We start from the raw sequence: 20,613 nt of genomic DNA, 5'->3' as shown, positions 1-20,613 counted from the left end.
AAATCTGTAAATAGCGACGATTTGTCGCAGAGCTTATTCTTTGTTGATTGAACGTTCAATCAAAACAAAATAGACTGGCCCTCAATCCGATAGACGTTCGACGTCTGCCGGAAGGCCTAAGGAGATGTGCAAGATGCCCAAGGTCGGTATGCAACCCATCCGCCGTCAGCAGTTGATCGAAGCCACATTGCTGGCCGTCGATCAGGTTGGAATGGGGGACGCCAGCATTGCGCTGATCGCCCGTTTGGCCGGTGTCTCGAACGGCATCATCAGTCACTATTTTCAGGACAAGAATGGCCTGATCGCCGCCACGATGCGGTATCTGATGAGCGTCCTTAGCGAGAACGTCACCGCGCGCCGCCTGGCGCTGACAGATGAAAGCCCGCGGGCGCATCTGCAGGTGATCATCGAAGGCAACTTCGACGCCAGCCAGGTCAATGGCCCGGCAATGAAAACCTGGCTGGCCTTTTGGGCCACCAGCATGCACCAGCCGTCTTTGCACAGGTTGCAGCGGATTAACGATCACCGCCTGTATTCCAACCTGTGCTGCCAGTTCCGCCGTGTATTGCCGCTCAACGACGCGCGCAGTGCAGCTCGGGGCCTGGCAGCCCTCATTGATGGCTTGTGGTTGCGCGGCGCACTGTCGGGAGATGCTTTCGACACTGAGCAGGCGCAACAGATCGCTTACGAATACATGGATATCCAATTGGCCAAGCAGGTGAGTTAGAGCACACATAAACGCTCAACCCCTGAACTGCTACCGATCGGTGTTGCCACAACCATATGGCATCACCGCGGTGGTTACCGCCAACCTACTGATGCTCTTGCGAGGACTTTATGGCCCGTTTCGAACTGCAAAAACTTTACATTGATGGCGGCTACAGTGACGCCAGCAGCGACGCTACATTCGAAGCCATCAACCCGGCTAACGGTGAAGTCCTCGCAAACGTCCAGCGTGCGACCAAGGAAGACGTTGAACGCGCCGTGGTCAGCGCCGAAAAGGGCCAGAAAATCTGGGCCGCGATGACCGCCATGGAGCGTTCGCGCATCCTGCGTCGTGCCGTGGACATCCTGCGCGAGCGCAACGATGAACTGGCCGCCCTGGAAACCCTGGACACCGGCAAGTCGTTCTCCGAAACCAAGTACGTCGACATCGTCACCGGCGCTGACGTGCTGGAGTACTACGCGGGCCTGGTTCCGGCCATCGAAGGCGAGCAGATTCCGCTGCGCACCACTTCTTTCGTTTATACCCGTCGCGAGCCGCTGGGCGTTGTGGCCGGTATCGGCGCGTGGAACTACCCGATCCAGATCGCCTTGTGGAAATCCGCGCCAGCCCTGGCAGCCGGTAACGCAATGATCTTCAAGCCAAGTGAAGTCACTTCCCTGACCACGCTGAAACTGGCCGAGATCTACACCGAAGCCGGCGTTCCGGCTGGCGTGTTCAACGTACTGACCGGCAGCGGCCGTGAAGTCGGCACCTGGCTGACCGAACACCCACGCATCGAAAAGATCTCCTTCACCGGCGGCACCGACACCGGCAAAAAGGTCATGGCCAGCGCTTCCAGCTCGTCGTTGAAAGACGTGACCATGGAACTGGGCGGCAAATCCCCGCTGATCATTTTCGACGACGCCGACCTCGATCGCGCCGCCGACACGGCCATGATGGCCAACTTCTACAGCTCCGGTCAGGTCTGCACCAACGGCACTCGCGTGTTCGTACCGACTCACCTGAAAGCGGCCTTCGAAGCCAAGATCGCTGAGCGCGTAGCGCGCATCCGCATCGGCAACCCGGAAGACGAGAACACCAACTTCGGCCCGCTGGTCAGCTTTGCCCACATGGAAAGCGTGCTGGGTTACATCGCCAAAGGTAAGGAAGAAGGCGCTCGCGTCCTGTGCGGCGGCAGCCGTCTGACCGAAGGCGACCTGGCCAAAGGCGCATTTGTGGCACCGACCGTGTTCACCGACTGCACCGACGAGATGACCATCGTTCGCGAAGAAATCTTCGGCCCGGTCATGGCGATCCTGACCTACGACACCGAAGACGAAGTGATCCGTCGTGCCAACGACACTGATTTCGGCCTGGCTGCCGGTATCGTCACCAAGGACCTGAACCGCGCCCACCGCGTGATTCATCAACTGGAAGCCGGTATCTGCTGGATCAACGCCTGGGGCGAGTCCGACGCCAAGATGCCGGTCGGTGGCTACAAACAGTCGGGCGTGGGCCGTGAAAACGGCATCAGCTCGCTGAACAACTTCACACGCATCAAATCGGTACAGGTCGAACTGGGCGATTACGCCTCGGTGTTCTGATCTGACGCGGTGCGGAGCGGCCATTGTGGCGAGGGAGCTTGCTCCCGCTGGGCTGCGAAGCAGCCCCACTCCAGGCACCGCATCCCTTCAGTCAGAACACGGTCGCTGATTTTGCGACTGCTGTGCAGCCGAGCGGGAGCAAGCTCCCTCGCCACAAGTAGGTGGCAGCTCGGTCACCGCGACCTGAACCAACTTCAAAGAGGGTGCATTCAATGTCCCAAGAATTCGATTACATCATCATCGGTGCCGGCTCGGCCGGTAATACCCTGGCGACCCGTCTGACTGAAGACGAAGGCGTCACCGTCCTGCTGCTCGAAGCAGGCGGGCCGGATTACCGTCTGGACTTCCGCACGCAAATGCCCGCCGCCTTGGCGTTTCCGCTGCAAGGCCGTCGCTACAACTGGGCCTACGAAACCGATCCAGAGCCACACATGGACGGCCGCCGGATGGAATGCGGTCGCGGCAAGGGCCTGGGTGGTTCTTCGCTGATCAACGGCATGTGCTACATCCGCGGCAACGCGATGGACTACGACAACTGGGCCAAACTGCCAGGTCTTGAAGACTGGGACTACCTGAACTGCCTGCCGTATTTCCGCAAGGCCGAAACCCGCGACATCGGTCCGAACGACTACCACGGTGGCGACGGTCCGGTCAGCGTGACCACGCCGAAAGCGGGCAACAACCCGTTGTTCCATGCGATGGTTGAAGCAGGCGTGCAAGCCGGTTACCCGCGCACCGAAGACCTCAACGGTTATCAGCAGGAAGGTTTCGGCCCGATGGACCGTACCGTGACGCCGAACGGTCGTCGCGCCAGCACCGCTCGCGGTTACCTGGACACGGCCAAAAAGCGCTCGACCCTGACCATCGTCACCCACGCCCTGACCGACAAGATCCTGTTTGAAGGCAAACGTGCAGTGGGTGTGCGTTACCTGATCGGCGCGGCTGAAGAGCGCATTGAAGCCCGCGCTCGCAAGGAAGTGCTGCTGTGCTCCGGCGCCATCGCCTCGCCGCAGATTCTGCAACGCTCCGGCGTCGGCCCGGCCGAACTGCTGAACAAGCTCGACATCCCGGTGGTCCACGACCTGCCAGGCGTCGGTGAAAACCTGCAGGATCACCTTGAGCTGTACCTGCAATACGCGTGCACCCAACCGGTCTCGCTGTACCCGTCGCTGCTCTGGTACAACCAGCCAGCCATTGGCGCCGAGTGGCTGTTCAACGGCACCGGCATCGGCGCGAGTAATCAGTTTGAAGCGGGCGGTTTCATCCGTACTCGCGAAGATTTCGATTGGCCGAACATCCAGTACCACTTCCTGCCGGTTGCCATTAACTACAACGGCAGCAACGGTGTGAAAGAGCACGGTTTTCAGGCGCACATGGGTTCCATGCGTTCGCCGAGCCGTGGTCGCATCCAGGCCAAGTCCAAGGATCCGCGCGAGTACCCGAGCATCCTGTTCAACTACATGGCCACCGAACAGGACTGGCAGGAATTCCGCGACGGCATCCGCCTGACCCGCGAAATCATGCAGCAGCCGGCGCTGGATGCTTTCCGTGGCCGGGAAATCAGCCCGGGCATCGACGTGCAATCCGATGAGCAGCTGGACAAGTTCATCCGCGAACACGCCGAAACCGCGTTCCACCCGTCCTGCTCGTGCAAGATGGGCACCGACGAAATGGCCGTGGTCGATGGCGAAGGTCGTGTGCATGGCATGCAAGCCCTGCGTGTGGTCGATGCTTCGATCATGCCGATCATCACCACCGGCAACCTGAATGCGCCAACGATCATGATCGCCGAGAAAATCGCCGACAAGATCCGCGGCCGCCAGCCTCTGCCGCGCAGCACGGCTGATTACTATGTGGCCGGTGATGCACCGGTGCGTGGCAAGCCGATGCGGGATGTGAGCCTTACTGCTCAGTAATAGTTAGCGCCGTTGTCTCAGAAAAACCGTCAACCTCCATAGGCTGGCGGTTTTTTTTCGTCTAGCACAAGCTGGCGCAGCAAACCACAATCTTCATATCAAGCAACTAAAAACCTTTTATCAACTCTTCACAAAACTAGTAACACTTGTATTTACACACAACAAAAAACTTCTTCTATTATCCGCTCCCGCTTTAGTCAGACACCAAACAGTTTTATGAAAAATATTGCTTTTCACTGCTCCGATACCGATATAAGTTTCTTTCGAAAAACAATATCCAACGAAAAAGCAATTACACTGGACTTCGGCTATTTAAGTGGCGCCATTGGGTCTTGGTGGAAAAAAAATAACAACCAAGGCACACACACCCGCCAGCAAGCGAACAACTCGACGTTCACCACTACTCCTCGACTGTTGTTCCGAAGCAAAGGCCCTCGAAAGCAATACTACTCGCTGGATGAGACAGCTTATACGCGGGAGGCCTGTTAATGCCTACTCCCGACTCATCCGTTCGAGTTTCAGCTGGTAACGTATTCAAGGAGGGGGCACGAGACGCGATCACGTTTGGCGTCGCATTCATTTTTCTTTACTTATCAATTGGTATTCTCAGCGCTACGCAATCATTGTCCCTAGGGCAAGCCCTCGCAACGACCCTGCTAATATTTTCTACACCGCTGCAGTTCCTACTCATACAAAACTATAACGATGGATGGATATTGCTTCCCATCATTGTGGCACTCAATGCTCGCTTCGTGCTGCTCTCCGCCACACTTACCCCCTATATAAGAAAGACTTCATCCCTAAAAATAATGGCTTCTTTGGTTTTTATCACACCGTCGATATTCACCGGATGTCTCACACGATTCAAACGTCGAACCGACCACCCTTTCACTTATTTTATCGGCCTAGGCCTGCCAATATTTGGCGTATCAGTTATTTGCACCTATATTGGTTTCATCGCCGGCGCAGGATTGGCCTCACCGCTAATCTTTGCCGCCATGACACTCCTGTTACCGCTACAGTTCACAGCCTTGGCCGGCAAGCATTGGCCTCATTATGCGGAAGTATCAAGTTATTGGATGGGCTTCATCGGTGCTCCACTGCTGGTTTACCTATTCAAGGATTACAGTTTGTTATGCACACCTTTTATAATCGGCGGATTGATCGTACTGATTGAAAACAATTACAAAAAACGAGTTCCTGCATGACAATCGGGCTTCTTATTACATTCTCCGCCCTTACCGCCTTTGCATTTCGTGCTCTGCCTTTCGCTTTTAAAAATAGCGCGGCACTCACGCAAACCCAAGGTTCCTTCTATCGATTCATCAGCTACAGCGCGCAAGCCATGTTGGGGGTTATTATTTACGACACCGCGTTCGGGAAGAGAGATGCACTAACACTGATAGAGCAGTTTCAAGTTATAGATGCTCTGAAGCTGTTCTTGCTCGTAGGTACTTTTATCGCGGTCGCCACAACAAAGAAAATCCTGCCTTCGTTTTTTTTAAGCTTATCGATTTATCTGGTAGCGCTCATCGTTCTGGACCCTTGAAATCTGATTTCCCCGACAGAGGAAATGATCGCGAACATGCCGCCACTGAGTGTTCGCGAACGTCAATAATCAGCCATCTTGTCCCACGCGCCCTCTTTACGACGTAATTCTTCCTACACCTCTCCAAGCTTGATCCTACCCCCCGCACAGGCCTAATCTAGCGCCACGCAAACGTTTCACCCCCCTTCGCAACACCGCTGCATCGCCACTCCATACCAAGGAGGTTTCCGAATGTTCGATTTCCACCCCCAGCTCAAGCAGCGCTTTGCTGCCTTGCGCACGGGCGCTGAATTCTTTTCGCTGCGTTATGTGCGCGAGTCCGGCCAGTACCTGTCGGTGCGCAAGAACGTCGCCGAACCTCCGAGCCTGAGCCGTGATGAAGGTGCGATGCTGACGGTCCGGGTTAATGGCGTCGAAGCCTATGCCGCGACCAATGACCTGTCGCAACAAGGCCTGCAAGCCGCGCTCGAAAGAGCCGAGCTACAGGCACGGCACCTCAAGCCTCACGCGCTGCTGGACCTTCGTGAACAAGCCGTTTCCAGCGACCGAGCCGATTATTTTTCGCCGAACCTCGACCAGCCTTTCCCGTCCCTGAGCGACTGCTACCAGTTGCTCGGCGCCGAATCCGCGGCCGTGCCCAAGGACGACCGTCTGGTGAACTGGCAGGTGAGCCTGGGCATTACGCACGTCGAGCAGATCTACCTCAACAGCGCAGGCGCCGAATTGCGCCAGGCCCAGCGCTTTGTCTACCCGGGCCTGGACGTGACCGCCTACGACGGCAATGACAGCCAGACACGCAGCCTCGGCCGCGAAAACTTTGGCCAGCAGGGTGGCGCCGATGTGATCAGCCGCTGTGGACTGGTGGGCGCCGGCCCGCAAGTCGCCGATCAGGCACTGCAGTTGCTCCTCGCGCCGAACACCCCGCAAGGCCCGCGCGACCTGCTGTTGATGCCCGACCAGATGATGCTGCAGATCCATGAGTCCATCGGCCACCCGCTGGAACTGGACCGCATCCTCGGCGATGAGCGCAATTACGCCGGCACCAGCTTCGTCAAGGCGCAAGACTTCGGCCACCTGCAATACGGCTCGAAGCTACTCAACGTGACGTTCGACCCGGACATTCCCGAACAGCTCGCCAGCTACGGTCATGACGACGATGGCACGGCGGCCAGCAAGCAGTTTCTGATCAAGGAAGGCCTGCTCCTGCGTCCGTTGGGCGGCGCCCTTTCGCAGTTCCGTGCCGACATGGACGGCGTTGCCAACAGCCGTGCCTGTGGCTGGAACCGCCCACCGATCGATCGCATGGCCAACCTCAATATCGAGCCCGGTGATCAACCGCTGGCGCAGCTGATCGGCAACATTGAGCACGGCATCCTGATGAGCACCAACCGTTCGTGGTCCATTGACGATGCGCGCAACAAGTTCCAGTTCGGCTGTGAATGGGGTCAGTTGATCGAGAATGGCGAGCTCAAAGGCGTGGTGAAAAATCCCAACTATCGGGCCATTTCCGCGCACTTCTGGAAAAGCCTGAGCGCCGTCGGCGATGCCAGCACCTTCAAGGTCCTGGGCACACCGAACTGCGGCAAGGGCGAGCCGAATCAGGTCATCCGCGTCGGTCATGCTTCGCCCGCGTGTGTGTTCAGCCATGTGGATGTGTTTGGAGGAGACGCCTGATGAGTTTGTCTAAAAACCAGGCCGAGTCGTTCAAAGCCTTGGTCAACTGGTTGCGCGATGCCATTCGCGAGCCGGAACAATTCACTCTCAGCTACGCCGCCGAGTCTTCTGCCTTTGTGCGTTTCAACCACGCCAAAGTGCGCCAGGCCGGCCAGGTGCAGCAGGCGAGTATCGGCTTCAAGTTGATCAACGAAGGTCGCCATGCGGACCTCGACATCACGCTGTCGGGTGATGCGCAGGTTGACCTGCAGCGTCTCGCCGAAGGGCTGCAACAGTTGCGCGAGACGTTGCCGCTGCTGCCGAAAGATCCCTACCTGCTGCTCAACTTCAACGGCTGGCAGAGCAAGAACGTGCAGGATCATCCGTTACCCGACACCGAGCAGGTGGTCGCTGAAATCACCCAGGCTGCTGAAGGCCTGGACCTGGTTGGTTTCTACGCCGCAGGCCCGATCAGTCGCGGGTTTGCCAGTTCTGCGGGCGCGTTCGGGTGGCATCAGGCCAACAGTTTCAACTTCGATTTCAGCCTGTTCCATGAAAACGGCCAGGCAGTGAAAGCCAGCTACGCCGGGCACGACTGGAGCAGCGACGGGTTCGCCAAGCGTTTCCAGCAGGCCCGCGAGCAGTTGGAATTTCTCGGTCGCCCATTGCGCACGTTGGCACCCGGTCAGTACCGCGCGTATCTGGCCCCGGCCGCGCTGGAAGAAATCATGGGCATGCTGAGCTGGGGCGGGTTCTCGGCGCAGTCGATCGCCAGCAAGAGCAGCCCGTTGCAGAAGCTCTACGCTGGAGATCAGGCCTTCAGCCCGCTGGTGTCGCTGGACGAGAAAGTCAGTGGTTCGTTAAGCCCGGCGTTTTCGGGTGAAGGCTATCCACGCAGTGACCTGAAGCTGATTACTGATGGTCAGGCCGGCGATCAATTGGTGAGTTCTCGCAGCGCCGCCGAATATGGTCTGACCGCCAATGGCGCCGGCGGCGGTGAGTCGCCCGGCGCACTGAACATGGCGGCCGGAACCTTGCCGAATGCGGACATTCTCAAGCAACTGGGCACCGGTCTGTACATCAGTAACTTGTGGTATCTGAACTACTCGGACCAGCCGGGTGCGCGCATGACGGGCATGACCCGGTTCGCGACATTCTGGGTCGAGAACGGCGAAATCCAGGCGCCGGTCAGCACCATGCGTTTTGATGACAGTGCGTACAGCTTGCTGGGATCGCAGCTGGAAGCGTTGACTCAGGAAAGGGAACTCCTGCTGTCGGCCAGCACCTACAGTCAGCGGGCGACGGATTCGGCGCTGTTGCCGGGGGCGTTGATCAGCCGGCTTACTCTAACGCTGTAAACACAGCATCCCAACGCCATGGGAGACCCTGTGGCGAGGGGATTCATCCCCGTTCGGCTGCGAAGCAGTCGTAAAGCCGGCCAACACGGTTTATCTGCTGTGCCGCGTTTTCCGATTTTGGGGGCCGCTGCGCAGCCCAACGGGGATAAATCCCCTCGCCACAGGATCCCCTCGCCACAGCGTCAGCCATGACCTTGCAGCCACTCCAACCCACAAGAGGCCCCATGCCCAACCGCCCACCTCTCGACGCCGTCACCGCCCGCTGGTTGCCGTGGGTTGTCGCCATCGCGTTCTTCATGCAGTCCCTCGACGGGACCATCCTCAACACGGCCCTGCCGGCCATGGCTCGCGATCTGGCGGAAGATCCGCTGCGCATGCAGGGCGTGATCATCGCCTACATGCTCACCGTCGCCTTGCTCATCCCTGCCTCGGGCTGGATCGCCGACCGCTTCGGCACCAAAAAGATATTCTTCGGCGCCATTCTCCTGTTCAGCTTTGGCTCATTGCTCTGCGCCCTGTCGAGCAGCCTGAGCATGCTGATCGGCGCTCGGGTGATTCAGGGCCTGGGCGGTGCGTTGATGTTGCCGGTCGGGCGCCTCGTGGTGCTGCGGGCCTACCCGCGTTCCGAGCTGGTGCGGATCATGGGCTTCATCACCATTCCCGGATTGCTCGGTCCATTGATCGGCCCGACGATGGGCGGCTGGATGGTGGAATACCTGACCTGGCACTGGATCTTTCTGATCAACCTGCCCGTGGGCGCTGTCGGTTGCTACGCCGTTTGGAAATTCATCCCCGACCTGCGCGGCACTGAACGCACCCGTTTCGATAGCCTCGGCTTCCTGCTGTTTGGCGCTGCGATGGTACTGATCACCGTCGCCATGGAAGGCCTGGGCGAACTGCACTTGCCGCACTTGCGCGTGATGCTGTTGCTGTTCGGCGGCATGGCCTGCCTCGCCGCGTATTGGTTACGGGCCGGACGCATCGACAACCCGCTGTTCGCGCCGTCGCTGTTCAAGACTCGGACCTTCGCCGTGGGCATCCTCGGCAACCTGTTCGCCCGACTGGGCAGCGGCGCACTGCCGTTTCTCGTGCCATTGCTGCTGCAAGTGGCACTGGGTTACTCGCCTTCTCAAGCGGGGATGAGCATGCTACCGCTGGCCGCTGCGGCGATGGTTGCCAAGTCGGTGGCACGGCCGCTGATTGAACGGTTGGGCTATCGCATCGTACTGACCGGCAACACGCTGGCACTGGGCGCGATGCTGGCGAGCATGGGCCTGGTCAGCGAGCAGACGCCGTACTGGCTGCTGCTGGGGATGCTGGCGGTTCTCGGGGCGATCAACTCGTTGCAGTTCACGGCAATGAACACCGTGACCCTGATCGACCTCGATGACGCCAGCGCCAGCAGCGGCAACAGCTTGCTGTCGGTGGTCGCGCAGTTGTCCCTGAGCCTGGGTGTTGCGTGTGCAGGTGCGCTGCTCGGTGGGTTTACGGCAGAGGTGGGTAATGACGGGGTGGACACTGTACTGGGCGCATTCCAGCTGACCTTTGTGACGGTCGGAATCATGGCGATGCTGGCTGCGACGATCTTCTCGCAGCTTTCGCCGAACGATGGGAGACGGGCAGTTAACCGCGAACACGACATCGAACACTGACCTGTAGCAGCTGCCGAGGCACGAGGCTGCGTTGCGTGTCCGCAGGACCGCCCTCGGGGGCCGCTTCGCAGCCCAACGCAGCCTCGTACCTCGGCAGCTGCTACAGGGTTAGGTCTCGGGCTTCTACGACTTCTCGTCCGGAAACTGCGGGCTAAAGGCCATGGGACTGATACACTGCGCGACATTTTGTTTTGCAGGCCAGTCCCGTGACCACCATCGCCACCGCTTTTAATACTTTGCCGCTGTCCGCCGCCATGCTGGCTAACCTCGACTCCCTCGGTTATGCCCAGATGACGCCGATCCAGGCGCAAAGCTTGCCGGTGATCCTCAAGGGAATGGACCTGATCGCTCAGGCCAAGACCGGTAGCGGCAAGACCGCCGCCTTCGGTGTCGGCCTGCTGAATCCGATCAATCCGCGCTTCTTCGGTTGCCAGGCACTGGTCATTTGCCCGACTCGTGAGCTCGCCGACCAGGTCGCCAAGGAAATCCGTCGTCTGGCCCGTGCCGAAGACAACATCAAGGTACTGACCCTGTGCGGCGGCGTTGCATTCGGGCCGCAGATCGGTTCGCTGGAGCACGGCGCGCACATCATCGTCGGCACCCCGGGTCGTATCCAGCAGCACCTGCGCAAGGGTTCGCTGATTCTTCACGGCCTGAACACGCTGATCCTCGACGAAGCCGACCGCATGCTCGACATGGGTTTCTACGATTCCATCGAAGAAATCATTGCCCAGTGCCCCGAGCGCCGCCAGACCCTGCTGTTCTCCGCCACGTACCCGGTAGGCATCAAGCAACTGGCGTCGAAGTTCATGCGCAACCCGCAAATCGTGAAGGCCGAGGCGTTCCACGACGACACGCAGATTGAGCAGCGCTTCTACGAAATCTCCCCGGAAGAGCGCATGGACGCCGTGGTCAAAGTCCTCGCGCACCATCGCCCTGCCACTTGCGTTGCATTCTGCTTTACCAAGCAGCAAGTGCAGGAAACGGTTGATCACCTGACCTCCAAAGGCATCTCTGCCGTCGGCCTGCATGGCGATCTGGAGCAGCGTGACCGAGACCAGGTGTTGGCAATGTTCGCCAACCGCAGTACCTCGGTACTGGTGGCCACTGACGTCGCCGCGCGCGGTCTGGACATCGATGCGCTGGACATGGTGATCAACGTCGAACTGGCCCGCGATTCGGAAATCCACATTCACCGTGTTGGCCGTACGGGCCGCGCCGGTGAGAAAGGTATTGCGATCAGTCTGGTTGCTCCGTCCGAAGCGCATCGCGCCCAGGCCATCGAGCAACTGCAGAAGTCGCCGCTGAGCTGGGACCAGTTGGACAACCTCAAATCCCAGGGCGGCGCACCGCTGCTGCCGGTGATGAGCACGCTGGTGATTGGCGCAGGCCGTAAAGACAAGGTTCGTCCGGGCGATATCCTCGGCGCACTGACAGGCGATGCCGGTATTCCGGGCGCCCAGGTTGGCAAGATCGCGATTTTCGACTTCCAGGCGTATGTGGCGGTTGAACGTGGCATCGCCAAGCAAGCCTTGCAGCGCCTGAACGACGGCAAGATCAAAGGCCGTTCGTTGCGCGTTCGTATTCTCTAAAGAACGTCGCTTGCCCTTGTGGGAGCCGGGCTTGCCCGCGATGGCATCGACTCGGTCTGACTGACAGACCGAGTCGATGCCATCGCAGGCAAGCCAGCTCCCACATTTGATTGCATTCCAGCTCAGCCATTGTGTGAGGACACCGTTTTGCGCTCTACCGAAGTCGTGATCATTGGCGCTGGCGCCGCAGGGTTGATGTGTGCGCTGACCGCCGCCGGGCGCGGGCGCAAGGTGATGTTGCTCGACCATGCGAACAAGGCCGGCAAGAAAATCCTGATGTCCGGCGGTGGACGCTGCAATTTCACCAACATGTACACCGAACCGGGCAATTTTCTCTCGCAGAATGAACACTTCTGCAAATCAGCACTGGCCCGATACACCCAATGGGATTTCATCGGGATGGTCGCCAAACACGGCGTGCCTTATCACGAGAAAAAGCTCGGCCAACTGTTCTGCGATAACAAATCCAGTGACATCCTCGAGATGCTGCTCGATGAGTGCAATCAGGTCGGCGTCAGCCTCCACCTGGACACCTCGATCCAGACGATCGAGAAGCTCGTAAACGGTTACCTGCTGGACACCACGCTGGGCCAGATCAGCTGTGAGTCCCTGGTGATCGCCACGGGCGGCCTGTCGATTCCGACCTTGGGCGCTACCGGCTTTGGTTACCAGGTGGCGAAGCAGTTCGGCCACGATCTGTTGCCGACCCGCGCAGGTCTGGTGCCATTCACTATCACCGATCAACTCAAAGAGCTGTGCACCGAGCTGTCCGGTACGTCGGTGGATTGCCTGGTGAGCTGCAACGAGCAGAGTTTCCGCGAGAACATCCTGTTCACCCACCGCGGCCTGAGTGGACCGGCGATTTTGCAGATCTCTTCGTTCTGGGAATCGGGTGACACCGTAGAAATCAATCTGATGCCCGATCACGACGTGCCTGGCTGGCTGCAACAGCAACAGGCCGAGCGCCCGAACAGCGAGTTGAAAACCCTGCTGGGTGAGATCTTCACCAAGAAAATGGCCAACCTGCTGGCGGACAACTGGTTCGTCTCGAAACCGATGAAGCAGTACACCCATGCGGAAATCGCCGACATCGCCGAAAAACTGGCGAGCTGGAAAGTCGTACCCGCAGGCACCGAAGGCTACCGCACCGCCGAAGTGACACTGGGGGGCGTTGATACCCATGAAGTGTCATCCAAGACCATGGAATCGCTGAAAAGCCCTGGTTTGTATTTCATCGGTGAAGTGCTCGATGTGACCGGGCACCTGGGCGGTTTCAATTTCCAATGGGCCTGGGCCTCGGGTTACGCGGCCGCGCAGTACGTCTAACCAATAATACAATCCCTGTGGGAGCTGGCTTGCCAGCGATGGCGGCCTGACAGTCAACAAGGATGTTGGATGTACCGGCCTCATCGCTGGCAAGCCAGCTCCCACAGGTTTCTTTGCCAGTCTGAAAATTTGAGACGGGCGTGGAGCTTTAAAGGAACAAATTTTGCTGCCAGATGTGATCGACGCCATTGCGTCGACGTCATTACTGGCTCAATTTAGCGGCATTGCCTCGGAAGGCCTTCGCACTTCATGTCATCGACCCCACTTCATCAGTCTCTGCGTCGCCTCTGGGCGCTGGATAAATTCAGCTACAGCGTGCGGGTGTTCATCGCCCTGACCGGCAGCATGGCGCTGTGTTGGTATCAGGATGAAATGGGGCTGCTGATCCCGCTGTTCCTGGGGATCATCGCCAGCGCACTGGCCGAGACCGACGACAGTTGGCAAGGCCGCCTCAACGCGTTGGCCGTGACGCTGGTGTGCTTCAGCGTCGCCGCGCTCTCCGTCGAATTGCTGTTCCCCTACCCCATCGTCTTCGTCATCGCCCTGGCACTGGCGAGCTTCGGCCTGACCATGCTCGGCGCCCTGGGCGAGCGCTACGGTGCGATAGCCTCGGCGACACTGATCCTGTCGGTCTACACGATGATCGGCGTGGACCAGCGCGGTGGTGCGGTCACTGACTTTTGGCACGAGCCGCTGCTGCTGGTCGCCGGTGCCGCCTGGTACGGCTTGCTGTCGGTGTTGTGGCAGGCGATGTTTTCCAACCAGCCAGTGCAACAGAGCCTGGCGCGGTTGTTTCGGGAGTTGGGGTTTTACCTGAAGCTGAAATCATCGCTGTTCGAGCCGATCCGTCAGATGGACGTTGAAGCGCGCCGCCTGGAACTGGCCCAACAGAATGGGCGCGTGGTCGCCGCACTGAACGCCGCCAAGGAAATCATTTTGCACCGGGTCGGCAATGGTCGACCGGGTTCGAAAGTCAGTCGCTACCTGAAGCTGTACTTCCTCGCTCAGGACATCCACGAACGCGCCAGCTCCTCGCACTATCCTTACAACGCGCTCGCCGAGGCCTTCTTCCACAGTGACGTGCTGTTCCGATGTCAGCGCCTGCTGCGCCAACAGGGCAAAGCCTGTCGAGCACTGGCCGAATCGATCCAGATGCGTCAACCGTTCATCTACGACGCCAGCTTCGCCGAAGCACTGAGCGACCTGGACGCCTCCCTGGAACACTTGCGCGGCCAGAGCAATCCGGCCTGGCGTGGCCTGTTGCGTTCGTTGCGGGCATTGGCGGCGAACCTGGGCACCCTCGACCGCCTGCTCAGCGATGCCAGCAACCCGGATGCCCTGGCAGACGCCACCGACAGCAGCTTGCTCGACCGCTCGCCCCGCAGCCTCAAGGATGTGTGGATTCGCCTGCGCACGCAGCTGACACCGACCTCTTTGCTGTTCCGCCACGCCCTGCGATTGCCCCTCGCGCTGAGCATCGGCTACGGCATGGTGCATTTGATTCACCCGTCCCAGGGCTACTGGATCATCCTCACCACACTGTTTGTCTGCCAACCGAACTACGGTGCAACGCGACGCAAACTCGGCCAGCGGATCATCGGCACCGCCATCGGCCTGACGGTGGCCTGGGCGCTGTTCGATCTGTTCCCGAACCCCCTGGTTCAGTCGTGCTTCGCCATTGCCGCCGGGGTGGTATTCTTTATCAACCGTACCACCCGCTACACCCTGGCAACCGCCGCGATCACCCTGATGGTGCTGTTCTGCTTCAACCAGGTGGGCGACGGCTACGGGCTGTTTCTGCCAAGGTTGTTCGATACCTTGCTCGGCAGCCTGATTGCCGGCCTGGCGGTGTTCCTGTTCCTGCCGGACTGGCAGGGACGGCGCTTGAACAAAGTGCTGGCGAACACCCTGACGTGCAACAGCATTTACTTGCGCCAGATCATGCAGCAATACGCCGCCGGCAAAAGCGACGACCTCGCCTATCGCCTGGCCCGACGCAACGCCCACAACGCCGACGCAGCCCTGTCGACAACGCTGGCCAACATGCTCATGGAGCCGGGCCATTTCCGTAAGGAGGCGGACGTGGGCTTTCGTTTCCTGGTGCTGTCGCACACCTTGCTCAGTTATTTGTCAGGGCTGGGTGCACACCGTGAGACGCAGCTGCCAGCGGATGTTCGAGAGCATCTGATTGAGGGGGCCGGGGTGAAACTGGCCGCCAGCATTGACGAGATCGCCCAAGGCCTGGCGAGCAAAACGCCGATCGCGATTCAGAGCGATGAGGAAGAGGCACTGGCTAACGAGCTTGAGCAGATGCCGGATGAAATCGATGAAGGGCAGCGGTTGGTGCAGACCCAGCTGGCGTTGATCTGCCGGCAGCTTGGGCCATTGCGGACGTTGGCGGCGCACCTGATCAAGGACACCAGCGCGCAGTGATGGATAGCTTCCTGTAGCAGCTGGCGAAGCCTGCGTTGGGGCGCGAAGCGGCCCTGATTTTCAAGCGGGCATCACAGCGTCTGGACAGCGACCGCTTCGGTCGAGCGCGACCCCGGAGCGGACGCAGCCTTCGGCAGCTGCTACAGGTACTTCTGTACGCGATTTCACATGCCATGCTGCTTCATCAACCGCTCATAACTTCCGTCAGCCTTCATCGCCGCGATCTCGCGATCAAATCCCGCGACGATCTGCTCATGCCTGGGATTCTTCAGGCTGACCAGTATGTGCAGGCTGTTCTCGCTCAGTGGTTTGGGCAGGAATTCCACCGAGTTGCGCACTTTTGAAGATTCCCTGGACAAGTAATAGCGCGCGACGAATTCGTCCTCCAAGGTCAACTTGACCCGGTCGGCCGCGACCATGCGCACTGCCATGGCGAAGTTGTGAACCGGGACTTTCTGCAGCGACGCATCCTCATCGAATGCCGCCGAATAGGCATAACCGCGCACAACCGCAATCGGGTAGGTGTGCAGTTGCTGCAGATTGTTGTACTCGATGGCCACGTCTTTGCGTTTGAGAAAGCGCACCCGGTTAAGCAGGTATTCGCCGGAAAACTGACCGATCTTGGTGCGCTCCTGGTTGTACCAGGCATTCACCAGCACGTCGTAACGTCCCTCGCCGATGCCGAGCAAGGCTCGCGCCCAAGGCACTTGCTCGAAATCGCTGGCATAACCGGCTCGGGCCAATGCGGTGCTGACGATGTCCGTGGCCAGACCGCCGTTAATCAACGTGGCATCCGTAAACGGAGGCCAGGCATCGGCGACCAGTCGCAACTTTTCCGCCACCGCGCTCTGAGTCAGCAACAGCAATCCAATCAAAGCAAAGGCTCGATGCACTCGCGGCATGCTGGAAAATCCTTGGCGGGCGGACTGTCATCGAAGATTACACAAAGAAAACAATCCCGCGCGAAATGAATGATGGCATTTTGGCCTTTGTCACAGATTCGACCGCCATAAAGACATCTTTCATCAGGGAGCTTAGTATCGGGCGACGTTGATCAAGGAATGTGGACATGACTATTGATTGGGTGTGCAAACACCACAGCGATTTGGGCAAAGAGCAGCTGTACGCCATTCTGCAACTGCGGGCGGAGGTCTTCGTCGTTGAACAGAAGTGTGTGTATCAGGACATCGATGGCCAGGACCTGGAAGGCGACACCTGCCATTTGATGGCTTGGGAGGAGGATCGTCTGGTGGCGTACCTGCGCTTGCTCGACCCGGAGCTTCAGGGCGGTGACGTGGTGATAGGCCGGGTGATCATTGCCCCTCAGGCACGCGGAACCGGGCTCGGGCATGAGTTGATGGCCCAGGCGCTCAAACAGGCTGCGAAGCGCTGGCCGGATGTGCCGATCTATTTGTCAGCCCAGGCGCATTTGCAGGGGTATTACGGGCGGTACGGGTTTGTCGTCGCGGGCGAGGAATACATGGAAGACGGAATTGCGCATATCGGGATGCGTCGCCCTTGAGGGCCCTATCGCGAGCAGGCTCACTCCTGCAGGGATGCATTCCAATGTGGGAGTGAGCCTGCTCGCGATGGCGTCAGACCTGACACTGCAAATTCAGGGGTATTCGAGCACGGCTTTCACCTGCCGCAAATTACGCTCGATCCAGCCGCGATCAATCGCTCCCCACTCGCGTATCCGATAGCGCCCGGCATGATTGCGCGCGCCCTCTTCCTGTTCGAACTCGCACACGATGTCCAGGTCCGCCAGCGCAGCAATCGTGTCCTGCGCCGTGCGCCGGGGCATGCCGGTGACCTCGGTCAATGCGGGAACGCTGCTGGCCAGCCCACTGTCGATCAGGTAAGCCACGTATAGCCGGCGGTAGAAACTGGTTTTGGTCTTGCTAACGTCCATCCATTTGCCCCGCATTCATTGGAAGATCAAAAGATCGCAGCCTGCGACAGCTCCTACGCGCCCGTGGGCGCTGGCATATCCCGCCACGTCAGGTACACCCGCAGATCGAACTCCACCTGGTGATACCCCGGCAACATGTGTTCGCACAGCTTGTAGAACGCCTTGTTGTGATCCGACTCTTTGAAATGCGCCAGTTCATGCACCACGATCATTTTCAGAAACTCGGCGGGTGCCTCCTTGAACAGCGAGGCCACACGAATTTCTTTCTTCGCCTTGAGCTTGCCACCTTGCACCCGGGAAATGGTGGTGTGCAGGCCGAGGGCGCGGTGGGTCAGGTCCAGGCGATTGTCGAACAGCACTTTATCGATGGCCGGCGCGTTACGCAGGTATTCCTGCTTGAGGTCCAGCGCGTAGGTGTACAGCGCCTTGTCGCTCTGTACCCCGTGCTTCTCGGGGTAACGCTGGCTCAGGTAATCGCCCAGCCGACCTTCGCTGATCAGTTGGCGTACTTGGTCCTGCAACGCTGCGGGATAGGCCTGGAGGTATTTCAACGCGGTCATCGGGGCGGGCAACGTCAATCACGAAAAGGTCGTCAGTGTAGCGAATTCAGAGGCTCAGCGCGTTCCAGTCAAACGGCTGCACGAAGTCGGTGACTTCCTCGGCGATCATCGGTCGTGCCACCAGAAATCCTTGCACGTACTCGCAACCATGGGCTTGCAGCCATTCATATTGCGCAACGGTCTCGACGCCCTCGGCAACGATCAGCAACCCGTATTGCTTGCACAGGTCGATGACGTTTCGCACCAGCGCCGCATCCCGCGAGGAGTGCGGCAACCGCGCAATCAAGTGCCGATCGATTTTCAGCGTATCCAGTTCCAGGTCGCGCAAGTAAGACAGCGAGCATGCGCCAGACCCAAAATCATCCAACGCCACCCGCACCCCGAGATTGCGCAGCAACCACAGTTGCTTGCGGGTTTCCTCAGGGTTTTGCGCCAACGCCTCTTCGGTCACCTCGACTTCCAGATAGCGCGGCTGCAAACCATGGCGCTCCAGCACCTGGCGCAATTCGGTGACCAGATGGGGCATGCCGAACTGAGTGCTGCTCAAACTGACGCCCAACACCAGATCCGAAGCAAATACGGTTTCCCACGCCTTGCGCTGCCCTGCTCCGTGCTGATAAATCCAGCTGCCGAGACGGCTGATCAGTTGCGCTTCTTCCAGCAAGGGTAGAAACAACCCGGGCGGGACATCGCCGACGCTCGGATGCTGCCAGCGCAGCAGGGCTTCGAAGCCGCGAAGGTGCCCGTCGGCGATGGACACCTGCGGCTGGTACACCAGATTGAAATCACGATTCTCGATGGCGTCGCGAACGCTCTCTTCCAGCATCAATCGCGAGCGGGCGCGGCCATTCATGTCATGGTCGTAGAAACGATACTGCTGACGCCCGGCGCGTTTGGCTTCGTACATGGCGATGTCCGCCGCTCGCAGCAAACCATCCAGATTGGAACCGCAGTCCGGGAAGGTGGCGATGCCAATGCTGGCGCCCAGCGCGATGTCCAGGCCTTCGATTTGCTGACAGGCCGAGACTCGATCGATGAGTTTTTCGGCAATCTTCGCCGCCTGCTCGGGAAAATCCAGGTCGAGCAACGCCGTAAACTCGTCGCCCCCCATACGCGCAAGTACATCCAGGGGACGCAGCGAGCCTTTCAATTGCTCGGAGACCCAGCGCAGCACCCGGTCGCCAGCATCATGCCCGAGTGAGTCGTTGACCCGCTTGAAGCCGTCCAGATCCAGGTACAACAGCACCCAGGCCCCGTCGGTTCGTTCGCCGCGCAACAACAGGTTTTCCACTGTTTGATAAAACCCGCGCCGGTTGAGCAGTCCGGTCAACGGGTCGGTGACAGCCTGGAACTCCAGTTGCTTATGAAGATGACGCACCACCGACATGTCCAGCACCGTCACGACCATGGCGTGCTGCTCGGCCGGCAACGGCGCGCAGGACAGCGCGACAGGAACCTGCTGATTGGGTGCGGTACGCAGCAGTGCGTCGTGCAGGCGCAAAGTCTCACCGCGCTTGTAACCCGCCAGCCACTCGGAATCGGCCCAGATCGGGATGTGCGGTTTTTGCAGGAAATCCAGAAATTCCTTGCCTTGCAGCTCTTGCACCGTGGCGCTGAGCATCCGTGACATGGCCGGATTGGCAAACTGGATCAGGCCATCCTCGCCAACCACCAGAATGCCTTCGGCGGCGTTTTCCAGTACCGAGGCGTTGAAGGCGCGCGCTACTTCCAGATCGTGGCTGAGGCGTTGCAAATCGCGACGATTACGCTGGTGTTCCAGCAGCGCCTGCACTTTGGGCTTGAGGATTTGCGGGTCGAACGGCTTGAACAGGTAATCCACCGCGCCGCTGGCGTAACCCTTGATCACGGCTTCCTGGGACTGTTCGTTGGCGGTAAGGAAAATAATCGGCGTCAGGCGAGTACGTTGGCTGCCGCGCATCAGACGTGCGACTTCAAAACCGTCCATGCCGGGCATCTGCACGTCCAGCAGCACCAGGTCCACATCGTGTTCGAGCAATAGGCTGAGGGCTTCGAAACCCGAAAGCGCGGTCATTACTTGCCAGTCCTGGCGCTCCAGCAAAGCACGCATGCTGACGAGGTTCTCAGGGTAATCGTCAACGATTAACAGGATAGGGTTGCCTTCACCTGGCGTAAGTTGCCCGCATTCCATGCTGCTTCTCTTTGTTCGGGGAGTCAGGCCGGTTTTGGGTAAAAACCGGACAATTACCAAGCCATCACTCTAGACCTGGATCCAGGAAAGCAGTAGCTGTCAGAGCGCCATCATTCTACGAAAGCGTTAATTCGCCGACTAACGGTCGCGCCTACAGGCCGCTAAAACCGGGGAAGATGGCC

Annotated in this window: 16 protein-coding genes; 12 read left to right on the top strand and 4 right to left on the bottom strand. The window is 59.2% G+C overall.

Features of this window, described 5'->3' with window-relative positions:
* The first annotated feature begins 133 nt into the window (after positions 1 to 133).
* The 11 genes from betI to yccS all read left to right on the top strand — a co-directional run bounded on the left by betI (position 134) and on the right by yccS (position 15,789).
* A complete protein-coding gene (betI, locus tag GBC55_RS03095; protein WP_162436174.1) occupies positions 134 to 727 on the top strand; it encodes a transcriptional regulator BetI in 594 nt (197 codons plus the stop codon).
* A 110-nt stretch (positions 728 to 837) separates the two neighbouring features.
* Positions 838 to 2,310 carry a betaine-aldehyde dehydrogenase gene (gene betB, locus GBC55_RS03090; RefSeq protein WP_162436173.1) on the top strand — a complete coding sequence of 491 codons (1,473 nt, stop codon included), beginning with the start codon at positions 838 to 840 and terminating at the stop codon, positions 2,308 to 2,310.
* A gap of 212 nt (positions 2,311 to 2,522) precedes the next feature.
* Positions 2,523 to 4,226: a choline dehydrogenase gene (gene betA, locus GBC55_RS03085; protein WP_162436172.1), complete on the top strand. Its 1,704-nt coding sequence runs from the start codon at positions 2,523 to 2,525 to the stop codon at positions 4,224 to 4,226.
* 488 nt (positions 4,227 to 4,714) lie between these two features.
* A complete protein-coding gene (locus GBC55_RS03080) occupies positions 4,715 to 5,434 on the top strand; it encodes an AzlC family ABC transporter permease (protein ID WP_162436171.1) in 720 nt (239 codons plus the stop codon).
* Positions 5,431 to 5,775 (top strand): AzlD domain-containing protein, encoded by a 345-nt coding sequence (locus GBC55_RS03075; RefSeq protein WP_162436170.1) that lies wholly within the window; start codon positions 5,431 to 5,433, stop codon positions 5,773 to 5,775. Before GBC55_RS03080 ends, GBC55_RS03075 begins: the two co-directional genes overlap by 4 nt.
* Before the next feature lie 231 nt (positions 5,776 to 6,006).
* Positions 6,007 to 7,449, top strand: coding sequence for a TldD/PmbA family protein (locus GBC55_RS03070; protein ID WP_162436169.1), 1,443 nt, complete (start codon positions 6,007 to 6,009; stop codon positions 7,447 to 7,449).
* Entirely contained in the window at positions 7,449 to 8,786 is a 1,338-nt protein-coding gene (locus GBC55_RS03065) for a TldD/PmbA family protein (RefSeq protein ID WP_162436168.1), read from the top strand. Before GBC55_RS03070 ends, GBC55_RS03065 begins: the two co-directional genes overlap by 1 nt.
* A gap of 224 nt (positions 8,787 to 9,010) precedes the next feature.
* Positions 9,011 to 10,438 carry a multidrug transporter subunit MdtD gene (gene mdtD, locus GBC55_RS03060; protein WP_162436167.1) on the top strand — a complete coding sequence of 476 codons (1,428 nt, stop codon included), beginning with the start codon at positions 9,011 to 9,013 and terminating at the stop codon, positions 10,436 to 10,438.
* Between the two features lie 254 nt (positions 10,439 to 10,692).
* Positions 10,693 to 12,030, top strand: coding sequence for an ATP-dependent RNA helicase DbpA (gene dbpA, locus GBC55_RS03055; protein ID WP_235992769.1), 1,338 nt, complete (start codon positions 10,693 to 10,695; stop codon positions 12,028 to 12,030).
* A 147-nt stretch (positions 12,031 to 12,177) separates the two neighbouring features.
* Positions 12,178 to 13,356, top strand: coding sequence for an NAD(P)/FAD-dependent oxidoreductase (locus tag GBC55_RS03050; protein WP_162436165.1), 1,179 nt, complete (start codon positions 12,178 to 12,180; stop codon positions 13,354 to 13,356).
* Positions 13,357 to 13,605: 249 nt separating this feature from the next.
* On the top strand, positions 13,606 to 15,789 hold the full coding sequence (yccS, locus tag GBC55_RS03045; RefSeq protein ID WP_162436164.1) for a YccS family putative transporter: 2,184 nt from the start codon (positions 13,606 to 13,608) through the stop codon (positions 15,787 to 15,789).
* 164 nt (positions 15,790 to 15,953) lie between these two features.
* Here the strand turns inward: yccS and GBC55_RS03040 are convergent, their stop codons facing one another.
* Positions 15,954 to 16,691 (bottom strand): transporter substrate-binding domain-containing protein, encoded by a 738-nt coding sequence (locus GBC55_RS03040; RefSeq protein WP_162436163.1) that lies wholly within the window; start codon positions 16,689 to 16,691, stop codon positions 15,954 to 15,956.
* 167 nt (positions 16,692 to 16,858) lie between these two features.
* Between GBC55_RS03040 and GBC55_RS03035 the strand changes: the two genes are divergently transcribed.
* Complete coding sequence (locus GBC55_RS03035) at positions 16,859 to 17,311, top strand: GNAT family N-acetyltransferase (protein ID WP_162436162.1); 453 nt, start codon at positions 16,859 to 16,861, stop codon at positions 17,309 to 17,311.
* Positions 17,312 to 17,404: 93 nt separating this feature from the next.
* Here GBC55_RS03035 and GBC55_RS03030 read toward each other — a convergent pair whose 3' ends face one another.
* Genes GBC55_RS03030 through GBC55_RS03020 form a run of 3 tightly spaced genes read right to left on the bottom strand, consistent with a single transcriptional unit; the run spans position 17,405 to position 20,431 of the window.
* The gene (locus tag GBC55_RS03030) at positions 17,405 to 17,701 is read right to left on the bottom strand and encodes a winged helix-turn-helix domain-containing protein (protein WP_162436161.1); all 297 of its coding nucleotides are present in this window, start codon (positions 17,699 to 17,701) and stop codon (positions 17,405 to 17,407) included.
* A 53-nt stretch (positions 17,702 to 17,754) separates the two neighbouring features.
* Positions 17,755 to 18,261 carry a M48 family metallopeptidase gene (locus GBC55_RS03025; protein WP_162436295.1) on the bottom strand — a complete coding sequence of 169 codons (507 nt, stop codon included), beginning with the start codon at positions 18,259 to 18,261 and terminating at the stop codon, positions 17,755 to 17,757.
* Positions 18,262 to 18,307: 46 nt separating this feature from the next.
* On the bottom strand, positions 18,308 to 20,431 hold the full coding sequence (locus tag GBC55_RS03020) for an EAL domain-containing protein (RefSeq protein WP_162436160.1): 2,124 nt from the start codon (positions 20,429 to 20,431) through the stop codon (positions 18,308 to 18,310).
* Positions 20,432 to 20,613: the final 182 nt, after the last annotated feature.

The sequence above is a fragment of the Pseudomonas sp. TNT3 genome, from assembly GCF_010095445.2.
In the GTDB taxonomy this organism is placed as follows: Bacteria; Pseudomonadota; Gammaproteobacteria; order Pseudomonadales; family Pseudomonadaceae; genus Aquipseudomonas.
The sequence above is the reverse complement of the archived record's forward strand: the minus strand, read 5'-3'. Positions and strand labels throughout refer to the sequence as shown.